At 71.3% G+C, this 14,980-nt stretch carries 14 protein-coding genes; 6 read left to right on the forward strand and 8 right to left on the reverse strand.

What is annotated here, in order from left to right:
- Positions 1-14: 14 nt before the first annotated feature.
- Genes pgi through tkt form a run of 5 tightly spaced genes read right to left on the reverse strand, consistent with a single transcriptional unit; the run spans position 15 to position 7,520 of the window.
- Positions 15-1,673, reverse strand: coding sequence for a glucose-6-phosphate isomerase (pgi, locus tag ACIRF8_RS32520; protein WP_404220758.1), 1,659 nt, complete (start codon positions 1,671-1,673; stop codon positions 15-17).
- On the reverse strand, positions 1,666-2,706 hold the full coding sequence (gene opcA / locus ACIRF8_RS32525; protein WP_404220760.1) for a glucose-6-phosphate dehydrogenase assembly protein OpcA: 1,041 nt from the start codon (positions 2,704-2,706) through the stop codon (positions 1,666-1,668). Before opcA ends, pgi begins: the two co-directional genes overlap by 8 nt.
- Positions 2,703-4,235 (reverse strand): glucose-6-phosphate dehydrogenase, encoded by a 1,533-nt coding sequence (gene zwf / locus ACIRF8_RS32530; RefSeq protein ID WP_404220762.1) that lies wholly within the window; start codon positions 4,233-4,235, stop codon positions 2,703-2,705. Before zwf ends, opcA begins: the two co-directional genes overlap by 4 nt.
- Positions 4,232-5,386: a transaldolase gene (gene tal / locus ACIRF8_RS32535; protein WP_404220765.1), complete on the reverse strand. Its 1,155-nt coding sequence runs from the start codon at positions 5,384-5,386 to the stop codon at positions 4,232-4,234. The genes zwf and tal overlap by 4 nt, the downstream gene beginning before the upstream one ends.
- A gap of 37 nt (positions 5,387-5,423) precedes the next feature.
- Positions 5,424-7,520: a transketolase gene (tkt, locus tag ACIRF8_RS32540; RefSeq protein ID WP_404220768.1), complete on the reverse strand. Its 2,097-nt coding sequence runs from the start codon at positions 7,518-7,520 to the stop codon at positions 5,424-5,426.
- 184 nt (positions 7,521-7,704) lie between these two features.
- On the opposite strand from tkt, the gene ACIRF8_RS32545 reads away from it, so the two are divergent.
- Complete coding sequence (locus ACIRF8_RS32545) at positions 7,705-8,619, forward strand: helix-turn-helix domain-containing protein (RefSeq protein ID WP_404220770.1); 915 nt, start codon at positions 7,705-7,707, stop codon at positions 8,617-8,619.
- A gap of 46 nt (positions 8,620-8,665) precedes the next feature.
- Positions 8,666-9,061 (forward strand): YchJ family protein, encoded by a 396-nt coding sequence (locus ACIRF8_RS32550; RefSeq protein ID WP_404220772.1) that lies wholly within the window; start codon positions 8,666-8,668, stop codon positions 9,059-9,061.
- A gap of 32 nt (positions 9,062-9,093) precedes the next feature.
- Here ACIRF8_RS32550 and ACIRF8_RS32555 read toward each other — a convergent pair whose 3' ends face one another.
- On the reverse strand, positions 9,094-9,795 hold the full coding sequence (locus tag ACIRF8_RS32555; protein ID WP_404220774.1) for a FadR/GntR family transcriptional regulator: 702 nt from the start codon (positions 9,793-9,795) through the stop codon (positions 9,094-9,096).
- Positions 9,796-9,925: 130 nt separating this feature from the next.
- Here ACIRF8_RS32555 and ACIRF8_RS32560 point away from each other — a divergent pair, with 130 nt between their 5' ends.
- Genes ACIRF8_RS32560 through ACIRF8_RS32575 form a run of 4 tightly spaced genes read left to right on the forward strand, consistent with a single transcriptional unit; the run spans position 9,926 to position 13,714 of the window.
- Entirely contained in the window at positions 9,926-10,438 is a 513-nt protein-coding gene (locus tag ACIRF8_RS32560; protein WP_404220777.1) for a gluconokinase, read from the forward strand.
- A 43-nt stretch (positions 10,439-10,481) separates the two neighbouring features.
- Positions 10,482-11,888 carry a gluconate:H+ symporter gene (locus tag ACIRF8_RS32565; protein ID WP_404220779.1) on the forward strand — a complete coding sequence of 469 codons (1,407 nt, stop codon included), beginning with the start codon at positions 10,482-10,484 and terminating at the stop codon, positions 11,886-11,888.
- Between the two features lie 25 nt (positions 11,889-11,913).
- Positions 11,914-12,672: an SDR family oxidoreductase gene (locus ACIRF8_RS32570; RefSeq protein ID WP_404220782.1), complete on the forward strand. Its 759-nt coding sequence runs from the start codon at positions 11,914-11,916 to the stop codon at positions 12,670-12,672.
- A 16-nt stretch (positions 12,673-12,688) separates the two neighbouring features.
- Positions 12,689-13,714 (forward strand): L-idonate 5-dehydrogenase, encoded by a 1,026-nt coding sequence (locus tag ACIRF8_RS32575; protein WP_404220785.1) that lies wholly within the window; start codon positions 12,689-12,691, stop codon positions 13,712-13,714.
- 17 nt (positions 13,715-13,731) lie between these two features.
- On the opposite strand, the gene ACIRF8_RS32580 is transcribed toward ACIRF8_RS32575, so the two are convergent.
- Together ACIRF8_RS32580 and ACIRF8_RS32585 are read right to left on the reverse strand one after the other, a co-directional pair.
- Positions 13,732-14,337, reverse strand: coding sequence for a cytochrome b/b6 domain-containing protein (locus ACIRF8_RS32580; RefSeq protein WP_404220788.1), 606 nt, complete (start codon positions 14,335-14,337; stop codon positions 13,732-13,734).
- Positions 14,321-14,974 (reverse strand): molybdopterin-dependent oxidoreductase, encoded by a 654-nt coding sequence (locus tag ACIRF8_RS32585; RefSeq protein ID WP_404221079.1) that lies wholly within the window; start codon positions 14,972-14,974, stop codon positions 14,321-14,323. Before ACIRF8_RS32585 ends, ACIRF8_RS32580 begins: the two co-directional genes overlap by 17 nt.
- Positions 14,975-14,980 lie beyond the last annotated feature (6 nt).

Genomic DNA, 14,980 nt, shown 5'->3' on the forward strand with positions numbered 1-14,980 from the left:
GCTGTCATGTCAGTTCACTTACCTTCGGTGGTGCGGCCGCGCAGCGCGCGGTACGTGGTGACCAGGGACTGGGTGGAGGCGTCGAGGCCGGGGACCTCCGCGCCTTCGGTGAGAGCGGGTTCGACGCGCTTGGCGAGGACCTTGCCGAGCTCGACGCCCCACTGGTCGAAGGAGTCGATGTTCCAGACGGCGCCCTGGACGAAGACCTTCTGCTCGTACAGCGCGATGAGCTGGCCGAGGACCGACGGCGTCAGCTCGGTGGCGAGGATCGTCGTCGTGGGGTGGTTGCCCTTGAACGTCTTGTGGGGCACCAGCTCCTCGGACACGCCTTCGGCGCGCACCTCGTCGGGCGTCTTGCCGAACGCGAGGGCCTGGCCCTGTGCGAAGAGGTTGGCCATCAGCAGGTCGTGCTGGCCCGCCAGGTCACCCAGCTCCCCGACCGGCTTCGCGAAGCCGATGAGGTCCGCCGGGATCAGCTTCGTGCCCTGGTGGATGAGCTGGTAGTAGGCGTGCTGGCCGTTGGTGCCTGGGGTGCCCCAGACGACCGGGCCCGTCTGCCACTCCACCGGGCGGCCCTGGCGGTCCACGGACTTGCCGTTGGACTCCATGTCGAGCTGCTGGAGGTACGCGGTGAACTTGGACAGGTAGTGCGAGTACGGGAGCACCGCGTGCGACTGGGCGCCGTGGAAGTTGCCGTACCAGATGCCGAGCAGGCCGAGCAGCAGGGGCGCGTTGGCCTCGGCGGGGGCGGTGCGGAAGTGCTCGTCGACGAGGTGGAAGCCGTCGAGCAGCTCGCGGAACGCGTCCGGGCCGATGGCGATCATCAGCGACAGGCCGATGGCCGAGTCGAAGGAGTAGCGTCCGCCGACCCAGTCCCAGAACTCGAACATGTTGGCCGTGTCGATGCCGAAGTCGGAGACCTTCTCGGCGTTGGTCGACAGGGCGACGAAGTGCTTGGCGACGGCCGCGTCGTCACCGAGCGAGGCGAGCAGCCAGGAGCGGGCCGCCTTCGCGTTGGTGATCGTCTCGATCGTGGTGAACGTCTTCGAGGCGATGATGAACAGCGTCTCGGCCGGGTCGAGGTCGCGGACGGCCTCGTGCAGGTCGGCGCCGTCGACGTTGGAGACGAAGCGGAACGTCAGGTCGCGGGCCGTGAACGGGCGCAGCGCCTCGTAGGCCATGGCGGGGCCGAGGTCGGAGCCGCCGATGCCGACGTTGACGACGTTCTTGATGCGCTTGCCGGTGTGTCCTGTCCACTCGCCGGAGCGGACCTTGTCGGCGAAGGCGGCCATCTTGTCGAGGACGGCGTGCACCTTGGGTACGACGTTCTCGCCGTCGACCTCGATCACCGCGTCGCGCGGGGCGCGCAGGGCCGTGTGCAGCACGGCGCGGTCCTCGGTCGTGTTGATCTTCTCGCCGCGGAACATGGCGTCACGCTGCCCGAACACGTCGGTGGCGGTGGCCAGCTCCTGGAGCAGGGCGAGCGTCTCGTCCGTGATCAGGTGCTTGGAGTAGTCGAGGTGCAGGTCGCCGACCTGGACGGTGTAGCGCTGGGCGCGGCCCGGGTCGTCGGCGAACAGCTCACGCAGGTGCGTGCCGTTGAACTTCGCCCGGTGGTCCTCCAGGGCGGTCCACTGCGGGCGGCGCGTCAGCAGGGGGGTGGTGTCAGGCATCTTCAGCGGACTCCTTGGAAGCCTTCGCGTTCTTCGGGGCGGGCGCGTTCTTCGGGGCCGGTGCGCTCTTGGGAGCCGACGCGTCCTTGGTGGCCGGCGCGGGCTCGGCCACCGGGGTGCTCGGTACGTCTCCTTGCAGCGCGACGGCGTACATCTCGTCGGCGTCGAGGCGGCGCAGCTCCTCCGCGATCAGCTCGGCGGTGGAGCGGACCTTGAGGGCGAGGGTGCGCTCGGGCTGGCCCGGCAGGGTCAGGGTGGCGAGCGGGCCCTCGGGGCGGTCGATGCGGATCTCGCCGTTCGCCGTGCCGAGACGGACCGCGGTGACGACGGGGCCGCCCGTGGTGACGCGCTCGACCGGGACCCCGAGCCGGGAGCCGAGCCAGCGTGCGAGCAGTTCGGCGCTGGGGTTGTCGGCCTCGGATTCGACGGCCGCGGAGACGATGTCGGCGCGGGCCTGGTCGAGAGCGGCGGCCAGCATGGAACGCCACGGTGTGAGCCGCGTCCAGGCCAGGTCGGTGTCGCCCGGCGCGTAGGAGGCGGCGCGCCGGTCGAGCGCGGCCAGCGGGTCGGCGTCGGCGTACAGGTCGGTGATCCGGCGGGCGGCGAGCGCGCCCAGCGGGTCCTTGGCGGGCTCGTCCGGGGCGTCGACCGGCCACCACACGACGACCGGGGCGTCGGGCAGGAGCAGCGGCAGGACGACCGAGTCGGCGTGGTTGCCGACCTCACCGTGCAGGCGCAGGATCACGGTCTCGCCGGTACCCGCGTCGGAGCCGACGCGCACCTCGGCGTCGAGGCGGTTGCCCTGGCGGTCGCGCGGGGTGCGGGCGGTGCGCCTGATGACGACGAGGGTGCGGGAGGGGTGCTCGCGGGACGCCTCCTCGGCGGCCTTGATCGAGTCGTAGGCGTTCTCCTCGTCGGTGACGATCACCATCGTCAGGACCATGCCCACGGCCGGGGTCCCGATTTCGCGGCGCCCTTGGACGAGCGCCTTATTGATCTTGCTTGCCGTGGTGTCGGTCAGGTCGATCTTCATGGCCTGCGCCAGCTCCGTCCGTCTCGTGCGAGCATCTCGTCCGCTTCCTTCGGGCCCCAGCTTCCCGAGGCGTACCGGGCGGGCGTGCCGTGGGTGTCCCAGTGCCCCTCGATCGGGTCGAGGATGCGCCAGGACTCCTCCACCTCCTCCGTGCGCGGGAAGAGGTTGGCGTCGCCCAGCAGGACGTCCAGGATCAGCCTTTCGTACGCTTCCGGGCTGGACTCCGTGAACGACTCGCCGTAGGCGAAGTCCATGGAGACGTCCCGGATCTCCATGGAGGTACCCGGGACCTTCGATCCGAAGCGTACGGTCATGCCCTCGTCGGGCTGGACGCGGATCACGATGGCGTTCTGGCCCAGCTCCTCCGTGGCAGTGGAGTCGAACGGGGAGTGCGGCGCGCGCTGGAAGACGACCGCGATCTCGGTGACGCGGCGGCCCAGGCGCTTGCCGGTGCGCAGGTAGAAGGGGACGCCCGCCCAGCGGCGGTTGTCGACCTCCAGCTTCACGGCGGCGTAGGTGTCGGTCTTGGAGGCGGGATCGATGCCGTCCTCCTGGAGGTAGCCCTTCACCCGCTCGCCGCCCTGCCAGCCGGCCGCGTACTGGGCGCGGACGGTGGACTTCTCCAGGTCGGCGGGGAGCCGGACGGAGCGCAGGACCTTCAGCTTCTCCGTGACCAGCGACTCGGCGTCGAAGGAGGCGGGCTCCTCCATCGCGGTGAGCGCCATGAGCTGGAGGAGGTGGTTCTGGATGACGTCGCGGGCGGCGCCGATGCCGTCGTAGTAGCCGGCCCGGCCGCCGATGCCGATGTCCTCGGCCATCGTGATCTGCACGTGGTCGACGTAGGACCGGTTCCAGACGGGTTCGTACATCTGGTTGGCGAAACGCAGCGCCAGGATGTTCTGGACCGTCTCCTTGCCGAGGTAGTGGTCGATCCGGAAGACCTGGTCCGGGGCGAACACCTCGTGCACGATTCGGTTCAGGTCCTTGGCCGACTCCATGTCGCGGCCGAACGGCTTCTCGATGACGGCACGCCGCCAGGAGCCCTCGGGCGCGTCGGCGAGCCCGTGCTTCTTGAGCTGCTGGACGACCTTGGGGAAGAACTTCGGCGGCACGGAGAGGTAGAAGGCGTAGTTGCCGCTCGTGCCGCGCTTCTCGTCCAGCTCGTCGACGGCGTCGCGGAGCTGCTTGAACGCGGTGTCGTCGTCGAAGTCGCCGGGGATGAAGCGCATGCCGTCGGCGAGCTGGGCCCAGACCTCCTCGCGGAAGGGGGTGCGGGCGTGCTCGCGTACGGAGTCGTGGACGACCTGCGCGAAGTCCTGGTCCTCCCACTCGCGGCGGGCGAACCCGAGGAGCGAGAAGCCCGGCGGGAGCAGGCCGCGGTTGGCGAGGTCGTAGACGGCCGGCATCAGCTTCTTGCGGGAGAGGTCGCCGGTGACGCCGAAGATGACGAGCCCGGAGGGGCCCGCGATACGCGGCAGACGCCGGTCGCGGGGGTCCCTCAGCGGGTTCTGCCAGGCGGTGACGCTCACTTGGCGGCACCTTCCTTGCCGGCGAGGCGCTCGGCGACCGTGCCGAGCAGGTCGTTCCAGGCGATCTCGAACTTGGCGACGCCCTCGTCCTCGAGCTGCTGGACGACCTCGTCGTAGGAGATGCCGAGCTTCTCGACGGCGGCCAGCTCGGCGCGGGAGGCGTCGTACGTGCCGGTGACGGTGTCCCCGTGCAGGTCGCCGTGGTCGGCGGTGGCGTTCAGGGTGGCCTCGGGCATGGTGTTGACGGTGCCCGGGGCGACCAGCTCGTCGACGTACAGGGTGTCCTTGTACGCCGGGTCCTTCACGCCGGTCGAGGCCCACAGGGGGCGCTGCTTGTTGGCGCCCGCGGCGGCCAGCCTGGCCGCGCGCTCACCGGCGAAGACCTGCTCGTACGCCTCGTAGGCGAGCCGGGCGTTGGCGAGAGCGGCCTTGCCCTTCAGGGCCTTCGCCTCGTCGGTGCCGACCTTGTCGAGGCGCTTGTCGATCTCGGCGTCGACGCGCGAGACGAAGAAGGAGGCGACCGAGTGGATGCCGGCGAGGTCGATGCCGCGCTCGTGCGCCTTCTCCAGGCCCGCGAGGTAGGCGTCCATGACGGCCTTGTAGCGGTCGAGGGAGAAGATCAGCGTGACGTTGACGGAGATGCCGAGGCCGATGACCTCGGTGATGGCGGGCAGGCCCGCCGTCGTCGCCGGAATCTTGATCATGACGTTGGGGCGCTCGACGAGCCAGGCGAGCTGCTTGGCCTCGGCGATGGTGGCCTCGGTGTCGTGGGCCAGGCGCGGGTCGACCTCGATGGAGACGCGGCCGTCGCGGCCCTGCGTCGCGTCGTACACGGGGCGCAGGATGTCGGCGGCGGCGCGGACGTCGGCCGTGGTCATCATGCGCACGGCCTCCTCGACGGTGACCTTGCGGACGGCCAGGTCGGCGAGCTGGTCCTCGTAGCCCTCGCCGGAGCCGATGGCGGCCTGGAAGATCGACGGGTTCGTGGTGACGCCGACGACGTACTTCTCCTCGATGACCTCGGCGAGGTTGCCGGACTCGATGCGCTTGCGGGACAGGTCGTCCAGCCAGATGGAGACGCCTTCGTCGGAGAGGGCCTTCAGGGGCGCCGTCGAGGGGGCGGAGGAGGTGTTGCTCATGGTGTGCTTCATCTTCTTTCGGTACGGCGTTCGTACAGCGGTGGGGTGATCAGGCGCGGGCGGCGGCGAGGGACTCGCGGCCCTCGGCGGCGACGTTCTCGGCGGTGAAGCCGAACTCGCGGAAGAGGATGTTCGCGTCCGCGGAGGCGCCGAAGTGCTCCAGGGAGACGATGCGTCCCGCGTCGCCGACGTAGCGGTACCAGGTGAGGCCGATGCCGGCCTCGACGGCGACGCGGGCCTTCACGGACGGCGGCAGGACGCTGTCCTTGTAGCTCTGGTCCTGCTCCTCGAACCACTCGACGGACGGCATCGACACGACGCGGGTGGCGACGCCCTCCGCCTCCAGGGTCTCGCGCGCCTCGACGGCGAGCTGCACCTCGGAACCGGTGGCGATGAGGATGAGGTCCGGCGTGGCCCTCGACGCCTCGGCGAGCACGTAACCGCCCTTGGCGGCGTCCTCGTTCGCCTCGTACGTCGGGACGCCCTGGCGGGTCAGGGCCAGGCCGTGCGGGGCGGGCTTGACCGAGCCGCGGCGCAGGATCTCGCGCCAGGCGACGGCCGTCTCGTTGGCGTCGGCGGGGCGGACCACGTTCAGGCCCGGGATGGCGCGCAGCGAGGCCAGGTGCTCGACGGGCTGGTGGGTCGGGCCGTCCTCGCCGAGGCCGATGGAGTCGTGCGTCCAGACGTAGGTGACGGGGAGCTGCATGAGGGCCGACATGCGGACGGCGTTGCGCATGTAGTCGGAGAACACGAGGAACGTGCCGCCGTAGACGCGGGTGTTGCCGTGCAGCGCGATGCCGTTCATCTCGGCGGCCATCGAGAACTCGCGGATGCCGAAGTGGATCGTGCGGCCGTACGGGTCCGCCTCGGGCAGCGGGTTGCCGACCGGGAGGAAGGACGACGTCTTGTCGATGGTGGTGTTGTTCGAGCCCGCGAGGTCGGCGGAGCCGCCCCACAGCTCGGGGATGACCGGGCCGAGCGCCTGGAGGACCTTGCCGGAGGCGGCGCGCGTGGCGACCTTGGTGCCGGTCTCGAAGACGGGCAGCGCCTGCTCCCAGCCCTCGGGCAGGCGACCCGCGACGATCCGGTCGAGCAGCTCGGAGCGCTCGGGGTCGGCGGCGCGCCACTCGGCGAGCCGCTTGTCCCAGGCGGCGTGCGCCTCGGCGCCGCGGTCGAGGGCGGCGCGGGTGTGCGCGATGACCTCGTCCTCGACGATGAAGGACTGCTCCGGGTCGAAGCCGAGGGCACGCTTGGTGGCGGCGATCTCGTCGGCGCCGAGCGCGGAGCCGTGGGAGGCCTCGGTGTTCCGCGCGTTCGGGGCGGGCCAGGCGATGATCGTGCGCATGGCGATGATGGAGGGGCGGGAGGTCTCGGCCTTGGCGGCGGCGAGCGCCTCGTACAGGGCCTTGACGTCGACGTCGCCGTCCTCGCGCGGGGTGATGCGCTGCACGTGCCAGCCGTACGCCTCGTAGCGGGCGAGGACGTCCTCGGAGAAGGCGGTGGCCGTGTCGCCCTCGATGGAGATGTGGTTGTCGTCGTAGAGGAAGACGAGGTTGCCGAGCTTCTGGTGTCCTGCGAGGGAGGAGGCCTCGGCGGAGACGCCTTCCTCCAGGTCGCCGTCGGAGACGATCGCCCAGATGGTGTGGTCGAAGGGGCTGGTGCCCTCGGGGGCCTCGGGGTCGAAGAGGCCGCGCTCGTAGCGGGCGGCCATGGCCATGCCCACGGCGTTGGCGAGGCCCTGGCCGAGCGGGCCCGTGGTCGTCTCGACACCGGCGGTGTGGCCGTACTCCGGGTGGCCGGGCGTCTTGGAGCCCTGCGTGCGGAACGCCTTCAGGTCGTCGAGCTCCAGCTCGTAGCCGGAGAGGAAGAGCTGGGTGTAGAGGGTGAGGCTGGTGTGGCCGGGCGAGAGGACGAAGCGGTCGCGGCCCGTCCACTCCGGGTCGGCCGGGTCGTGCCGCATGGCCTTCTGGAAGATCGTGTACGCGGCGGGGGCGAGGCTCATGGCCGTGCCGGGGTGCCCGTTGCCGACCTTCTGTACGGCATCGGCCGCCAGGAGGCGGGCGGTGTCGACGGCACGCTGGTCGAGGTCGGTCCACTCGAAGGGCTTCTCGAAGGGGTCGAGGCCGTTCGGTGTCTGCGTGCTCATCTGTATGACTTCCTTCGCATCCGTGGTGCTCTTGCTGTGCCCTGAGGCGGCGGCCCGCCGAGGCCAAATCCCCAGGTGGAACCAGTTACGACGATAAAGGTCATACTTTTCGCGCGGCAGGTGCCCCCGTGCCAGCGTTGGGTGAAAATGGGACACGCCAGCAGGACGAAACCAAGGACAGTGCATGACGGAGCAGGGCGGCGCGCAGACGAGCGCACATCTGGGGACGACGGAGCACATCCGTACGTATCCCTTCGATCCGAGCGCCAGTGTCTTTGGGGTCGGCATCCAGGTCGGCCCGATGGGCACGGAAGGGCCCTGGGCGGGCGGCGTCGGCCTCTCGCGCCGGGTGCACCGCATCGACTTCCACGCCCTGCTCTTCTTCCGCGAGGGCCCCGTCCGCCACATGATCGACTTCACCGGGTACGAGGCCGCCGCCGGGGACATCCTGTGGATCCGGCCGGGGCAGGTGCACGGCTTCTCGACGACCGACAGCTACATCGGCACGGCCCTGACCATGCAACCCGGGTTCCTGCCGCGCGCGATCGTCGAGGCGACCGGCATGTACCGCTACGACCGCCCGCCGCTGTTGCGCCCCGATCCGGACCAACTCGCCGCGATCGAGGCGTCGTTGACACAGTTGCGGCGCGAGTACCTGGACACGACGACACTGCCGCTGAGCCTGCACACCTCGGTCCTGCGCCATACGCTCACCGCGTTCATGCTGCGCGTCGCCCATGTGTCGGCGCAGGCCGCGGCGGACGCGTGCGGACCGCAGCCGGACACGACGTTCACCCGGTTCCGCACCGCGGTCGAGCAGGACTTCACGCGGAACCACAGCGTCAGCGCCTACGCCGACCAGCTCGGCTACTCACGCCGCACGCTGGTCCGCGCGGTGCGCGCCGCGACCGGCCAGACCCCGAAGGCGTTCATCGACCGGCGCGTGGTCCTGGAGGCGAAGCGGCTGCTCGCCCACACGGAGTTGCCGGTGGGGCGGATCGGGGCGGCGGTCGGCTTCGGGGACTCGGCGAACTTCTCCAAGTTCTTCCAGCAGCACACCGGGTCGACCCCGGCGGCCTTCCGCGCCGAGCAGGTCTGAGCCCGCGCCGCCCGAGAGCCCAGGGCGCGTGGGGGACAATGACCGCATGCCACGCCCCACCGTGCCCACCTGCCCCTGCGGACTCCCCCAGCCGTACGAGAACTGCTGCGGCCGCTTCCACCGCGCCCTCGCCGGGGCCCCCACGGCCGAAGCGCTGATGCGCTCCCGGTACTGCGCCTTCGCCCGCAAGGACGCCGCGTATCTGCTGCGCACCTGGCACCCGGACACCCGGCCGCCCGGCGTCGACTTCGATCCCGCTCTCACCTGGACCGGCCTGGAGGTCCTGGAGACCACCGACGGCTCGGCGTTCCACCAGAGCGGCACCGTCACCTTCCGCGCCCGCTACAAGGACGGCGGCCGTGCGGGCGCGCTGCACGAGCGCAGCCAGTTCCTGCGAGTGGCCGGTGCGTGGGTGTACGTCGACGGCGACTTCATCGAGTAGGCCCTGCCGACTCCCGCGCGGCGCGGGGGCGTTCAGGGGGCGAGGATGTCCAACTCCTGGAGCGCGCCGACCGCGATCTCCCGGGTGAGCGCCTCGGCGCGCTCCGCGTCGCCCTCGCGCACCGCGTCGGCGACCCGCACATGCAGGGTGACCGCCTCGGGGGCCGGGTCCTCGAACATGACCTGGTGGTGGGTGCGGCCCGCGAGGACCTCGGCCACCAGGTCGCCGAGGTGGGCGAACATCTCGTTGCCCGACGCGTTCAGCACGACGCGGTGGAACTCGATGTCGTGGACGAGGTACGCCTCCAGTTGATGGCCGCGCGACGTGGCGACCATGCCGAGGGCGCACTCGGTGAGGGCCGCGCACTGCTCCGCCGTCGCGTACCGCGCGGCGAGCCCCGCCGCGACCGGCTCGACGGCCGAGCGCAGCATGGTCAGCGAGCGGAGCTGGCGCGGGCGGTCGGCCCCGGCCAGGCGCCAGCGGATGACCTGCGGGTCGTAGACGTTCCACTCCCCGGCCGGGCGGACGGTCACGCCGACGCGCCGCCGCGACGCCACCAGGTGCATGGACTCCAGGACCCGCACCGCCTCGCGCATCACCGACCGCGACACCTCGTAACGCTGGGCCAGCTCGTCGGTGCGCAGCACACTGCCTTCGGGGTACTCCCCCGCCGTGATGGCGGGACCGAGGCTGTCCAGTACGCGGGCGTGCAGCCCCCGGTCCTTGGTGGTCATGGAGTCAGCGTACGGTTCCTGCTGAGCCAACAAAAAGTCTGACTTTTAGATCACAGACTCTTGAATTCGTCAGACCTATTGGGTTTCAGTGACGTGACACAGCGATGTCGATGAAGACAGCGAGGCAGCGATGAGTACCCCCCATGTCGTCGTGGTCATGGGCGTGGCAGGCACCGGCAAGACGACGATCGGTCCCCTGCTCGCCGAACGGCTCGGCGTTCCCTACGCCGAGGGCGACGACTTCCACCCCCCGGCCAACATCGCCAAGATGACGGCCGGCACGCCCCTCACGGACGAGGACCGCCGGCCCTGGCTGGACGCCATCGGCGAATGGGCCCACGGCCGCGCCGGGCTCGGCGGGGTCGTAAGCTGCTCCGCGCTCAAGCGCAGCTACCGCGACCGGCTCAGGGCCGGAGCACCGGGCGTCGTCTTCGTCCACCTGACCGGCGACCGGAAGCTCATCGAGGACCGGATGTCGCACCGGCAGGGCCACTTCATGCCGACCGCGCTGCTCGACTCGCAGTTCGCCACCCTCCAGCCGCTCGAGGCGGACGAGGCGGGCGTCGGTGTCGATGTGTCGGGCTCCCCCGAGGAGATCGCGGACCGGGCCGTCCGGGCCCTCGCCGCGCTCGACTCCGAGTAGCCCCCGCCCCAAACCCCCTCCCCACGTACCAAGGGAAAAGACCGTGACCAGTCTCAGCGTCGAGATGCTGGCAGCGGACGCCGTCGAGCCGATCACCTCCGCGGGCCATGCCCAGCTCGGGATCGCCGTCCTCGCGGGCATCGCCGTCATCGTCCTGCTCATCACGAAGTTCAAGCTCCACGCCTTCCTGGCACTGACCATCGGCTCGCTCGCGCTCGGCGCGTTCGCCGGGGCACCGCTGGACAAGGCGATCGCCAGCTTCACCTCGGGCCTCGGCTCCACGGTGGCCGGTGTGGGTGTGCTGATCGCGCTCGGCGCGATCCTCGGCAAGCTGCTCGCCGACTCCGGCGGCGCGGACCAGATCGTCGACACGATCCTCGCCAAGGCGGGGAAGTCCGGCGGGAAGGCGATGCCCTGGGCGATGGTCCTGATCGCCGCCGTGATCGGGCTCCCGCTCTTCTTCGAGGTCGGCATCGTGCTGCTGATCCCGGTCGTCCTGATGGTCGCCAAGCGCGGCAACTACTCGCTGATGCGGATCGGTATCCCGGCCCTCGCCGGTCTGTCCGTCATGCACGGCCTGATCCCGCCGCACCCGGGACCGCTCGTCGCGATCGACGCGGTCAAGGCCAACCTGGGCATCACCCTCGCGCTCGGCATCCTCGTCGCCATCCCGACGGTGATCATCGCCGGACCGGTCTTCTCGAAGTACGCGGCCAAGTGGGTGGACGTGCCCGCGCCGGAGAAGATGATCCCCGCGCGGGCCAGCGACGACCTGACGAAGCGGCCCAGCTTCGGCGCCGCCGTGGCCACCATCCTGCTGCCCGTCGTGATGATGCTCGCCAAGGCCCTGGTCGACATCATCGTGGACGACCCCGAGCACACCCTCCAGCGCACCTTCGATGTCATCGGCAACCCGCTGACCGCGCTGCTCGTCGCCGTCATCGTGGCCATGTTCACGCTCGGGCGTCCGGCCGGGTTCACCAAGGGGCAGCTCCAGTCCACCACCGAGAAGTCGCTCGCCCCGATCGCGGGCGTGCTGCTCATCGTCGGCGCGGGCGGCGGCTTCAAGCAGACCCTCATCGACTCCGGCGTCGGCCAGATGGTCCTTGACATCTCCGAGGACTGGTCCATCCCGGCGCTGCTGCTCGCCTGGCTCATCGCCGTCGTGATCCGCCTCGCCACCGGTTCGGCGACCGTCGCGACCGTCTCGGCCGCCGGTCTCGTCGCGCCCCTCGCCACCGACATGACGGACTCGCACACGGCGCTCCTGGTCCTCGCGATCGGCGCGGGCTCGCTGTTCTTCAGCCATGTCAACGACGCCGGGTTCTGGCTGGTCAAGGAGTACTTCGGGCTCAGCGTCGGGCAGACCGTCAAGACCTGGTCGATCATGGAGACGATCATCTCCGTGGTGGCCGGGGCCCTGGTCCTGCTGCTGTCCCTGGTGATCTAGCGACCTCCCGAGGAGACGTACGCCGATGAGTCACCCCCTGTTCGACATCAGCGGTCGCACCGCCCTCGTCACCGGATCGAGCCGCGGGATCGGGTTCGCCCTGGCCCGCGGTCTCCTGGAGGCCGGCTGCACGGTCGTGCTCAACGGCCGCGACCCGGCGCACCTGGCGAAGGCGGCCGAGGAGCTCGGCGGACCGGTCCACACGGCGGCGTTCGACGTCACCGACGGCGCCGCCGTGGCCGCGGGGATCGCCGAGGTCGAACAGCGGGTGGGCCCGCTCGACATCCTCGTCAACAACGCGGGCATGCAACTGCGCGCCCCGCTCCTGGAGTTCACCGACGCCGACTGGCACCGGATCCTGGACACCAATCTGACGAGCGCGTTCCTGGTGGCCCGGGAGGCCGCGCGCGGCATGGTCGTGCGGGGCCGCGGCAAGATCGTCAACATCTGCTCGCTCCAGAGCGAGGTGGCCCGGCCGGGCATCGCCCCGTACGCGGCCACGAAGGGCGCCCTGAAGATGCTGACCAAGGGCATGTGCGCCGACTGGGGCCCCTCGGGCGTCCAGGTCAACGGGCTCGGCCCCGGCTACATCGAGACGGAGCTGACCGCGCCGCTCGTCCGGGACGAGGAGTTCAGCGCCTGGGTGCGCCGTCGGACCCCGGCCGGGCGCTGGGGCCGTACCGAGGACCTGGTGGGCGGCGTGCTGTTCCTCGCCTCACCCGCCGCGGACTTCGTCAGCGGGCAGATCCTGTACGTCGACGGCGGCATGACCAGCGTTCTCTAGTAATAGGGCAGGTGTCATGAAGGGCTGCGTGATCCACGGCGCCGGTGATCTGCGCGTCGACGCGCTCCCCGCCCCCGAGCCGGGGCGCGGCGAGGCCCTCGTCGCGGTCCGGTACGGCGGGGTGTGCGGCTCCGACCTGCACTACTGGCGGCACGGCGGCGTCGGCGACTTCCGCCTGCGCGAGCCGATGGTGCTGGGCCATGAGGTCGTCGGCACGGTCCTCGCGTACGGGCCCGGTGGCTCGGGCCCCGCGCCCGGCACCCCGGTGGCCGTGCATCCGGCGACGCCGTGCGGCGCGTGCCCGGAGTGCAGGGACGGGCGGCGCAACGTGTGCCGCGACACCCGCTACCTGGGCAGCGCGGCCCGTACCCCGCACGTCCAGGGCGGCTTCGCGTCCCGGATCGCCGTCCCCGCGGAGCAGGTGCGGCCCCTCCCCCTGGGTCTTACGCCGAAGCGGGCCGTGCTCGCCGAACCCCTCGCGGTGGCGCTGCACGCGGTGCGCCGGGCCGGCGACCTCGCCGGGCGGCACCTGCTGGTGACCGGCGCGGGGCCGATCGGCTGCCTCGTCGTCGCGGCGGCGAGGGCGGCGGGCGCGGCCCGGGTGACGGTGACGGACCTGCTGCCCAAGGCCCTGGAGTACGCCTCCGTCGCGGGCGCCGACCACCTCGTACGGGCCGATGATCCGGCCGATCCCGGGTGGCCGGACGAGGTCGACGCGGCGGTCGAGGCGTCCGGGGTCGCGGCCGGGCTCGACACCTGTCTGCGCCGGGTGCGGCGGGGCGGTGTGGTGGTGCAGCTCGGGATGCTGCCGCCGGGGCGAAGTCCGTTTGCCGGGAATCTGGTGGTGAGCCGGGAGATCGAGGTGCGGGGCGCGTTCCGCTTCGACACCGAGTTCGAGGACGCGCTGGACCTCCTCGCGCGCGAGCCCTCGCTCGCGGGGCTGGTCAGCGCCGTGGTGCCGGTCGCCGATGCCGAGCGGGGCTTCGCGCTCGCGGCGGACCGGACGGCGTCCTGCAAGGTGCTGCTGGACTTCGGGGACTGAGCCCCCCGCCCGCGGGGTCAGTCGAGCCATTCGCCGTGTTCACGTGCGGCCCAGTCACGGCCGACGAAGCCGGTGCGCAGGCCCCTGCGGGCCTCGGGGTCGGCCGCCGCCATGCCGATGTGTCCGGCGAGCACGATGCCGAGCGCGAGCGCCAGCCAGTCGTGCACGAAGGTGCTGCCGGTGCGCCAGGCCAGCGGCGCGAGGTGCGTGAACCACATGAGCAGTCCGGTACCGAGCATGACGAGCACGGCGCCGGCGAGCCAGGCCGCCCACAGTTTCTGACCGGCGTTGAACTTGCCCGCCGGGCGGTGCGGCCGGCGCCGGAGAACCGCGCGCAGCCAGGTCGTGTCGTGGGGCGTGAACCTGTTCAGGCGGCGCAGGTCCGCGCGGAAGGCGCGGGAGGCGAGGCCCAGCAGGAACGGGAGGGGCAGCAGCAGCCCCGACCACTCGTGGAGGGTGACGACGAGGGCGCGGCGGCCCACGAGTTCGGCGAGCTGCGGCAGGTAGAGGCAGGCCGCGGTGGCGACGCAGACGCCCATGAGCGCGGCGGTGGCGCGGTGCACCCGGCGTTCGGCGGGCGTGAACCTCCGTACGCGGGCGGTCGGTTCAGGTCGTGGGTTCATCGCCGCGTCCGTTCGAACGGCCGACCCAGGCGTCGACGTCGTAGCCCCGCTCCTCCCAGTAGCCGGGCATCACGTCGTCGGTGACGGTGATCCCGGACAGCCACTTGGCCGACTTGTAGAAGTACATGGGGGCCACGTAGAGCCGCACCGGCCCGCCGTGGGCGTGCCCCAGGTCCTCGTCCCGCATCCGCAGCGCCACCAGCACATCGGCGCGGCGCCCCTGTCGGAGGGTGAGGCTCTCGCTGTACGTCCCGTCGAAGCAGGTCAGGCGGATGGCTCTGGCTCCCGGGCGCACTCCGGCGGCGTCCAGGAGTCGTGCGAGCCTGACGCCCTCGAAGGCGGTGGCCGGGACCCGCCAGCCGGTGACGCACTGGACGTCGCGGACGAGGCGGGTCTGGGGCAGCGCCCGCAGTTCGGGGAGGGTGTAGGAGCCGGGCCGGTCGACGAGGCCGTCGACGGTGAGGCGGTAGTTCTCGGCGGACTTGTGGGGGACGGAGGAGGCGACCGAGTAGTAGCGGAAGCCGCCGCCGTTGGGCAGCAGATCGCTGATGCCGGTGGGGTCCTTGCGCGCGACGCCCTCCAGGACGTGCTGGAGGGCGGGGGCCGCCGCGACGGTGAGCGCGCCCGCGCCCAGCATGCCGAG

The sequence above is a fragment of the Streptomyces sp. NPDC102406 genome (assembly GCF_044765725.1).
GTDB lineage: Bacteria > Actinomycetota > Actinomycetes > Streptomycetales > Streptomycetaceae > Streptomyces.

Excerpts from the sequence above, each read along its gene's own strand:
- ACIRF8_RS32555 (WP_404220774.1), bottom strand. The coding sequence starts at position 9,795 with ATGACCACCAAGGACCGGGGGCTGCACGCCCGCGTACTGGACAGCCTC.
- tal (WP_404220765.1), bottom strand. The coding sequence starts at position 5,386 with ATGAAGCACACCATGAGCAACACCTCCTCCGCCCCCTCGACGGCGCCC.
- ACIRF8_RS32585 (WP_404221079.1), bottom strand. The coding sequence starts at position 14,974 with ATGCTGGGCGCGGGCGCGCTCACCGTCGCGGCGGCCCCCGCCCTCCAG.
- ACIRF8_RS32545 (WP_404220770.1), top strand. The coding sequence starts at position 7,705 with ATGACGGAGCAGGGCGGCGCGCAGACGAGCGCACATCTGGGGACGACG.
- ACIRF8_RS32570 (WP_404220782.1), top strand. The coding sequence starts at position 11,914 with ATGAGTCACCCCCTGTTCGACATCAGCGGTCGCACCGCCCTCGTCACC.
- opcA (WP_404220760.1), bottom strand. The coding sequence starts at position 2,706 with ATGAAGATCGACCTGACCGACACCACGGCAAGCAAGATCAATAAGGCG.
- ACIRF8_RS32580 (WP_404220788.1), bottom strand. The coding sequence starts at position 14,337 with ATGAACCCACGACCTGAACCGACCGCCCGCGTACGGAGGTTCACGCCC.
- ACIRF8_RS32575 (WP_404220785.1), top strand. The coding sequence starts at position 12,689 with ATGAAGGGCTGCGTGATCCACGGCGCCGGTGATCTGCGCGTCGACGCG.
- tkt (WP_404220768.1), bottom strand. The coding sequence starts at position 7,520 with ATGAGCACGCAGACACCGAACGGCCTCGACCCCTTCGAGAAGCCCTTC.
- pgi (WP_404220758.1), bottom strand. The coding sequence starts at position 1,673 with ATGCCTGACACCACCCCCCTGCTGACGCGCCGCCCGCAGTGGACCGCC.
- ACIRF8_RS32550 (WP_404220772.1), top strand. The coding sequence starts at position 8,666 with ATGCCACGCCCCACCGTGCCCACCTGCCCCTGCGGACTCCCCCAGCCG.
- ACIRF8_RS32560 (WP_404220777.1), top strand. The coding sequence starts at position 9,926 with ATGAGTACCCCCCATGTCGTCGTGGTCATGGGCGTGGCAGGCACCGGC.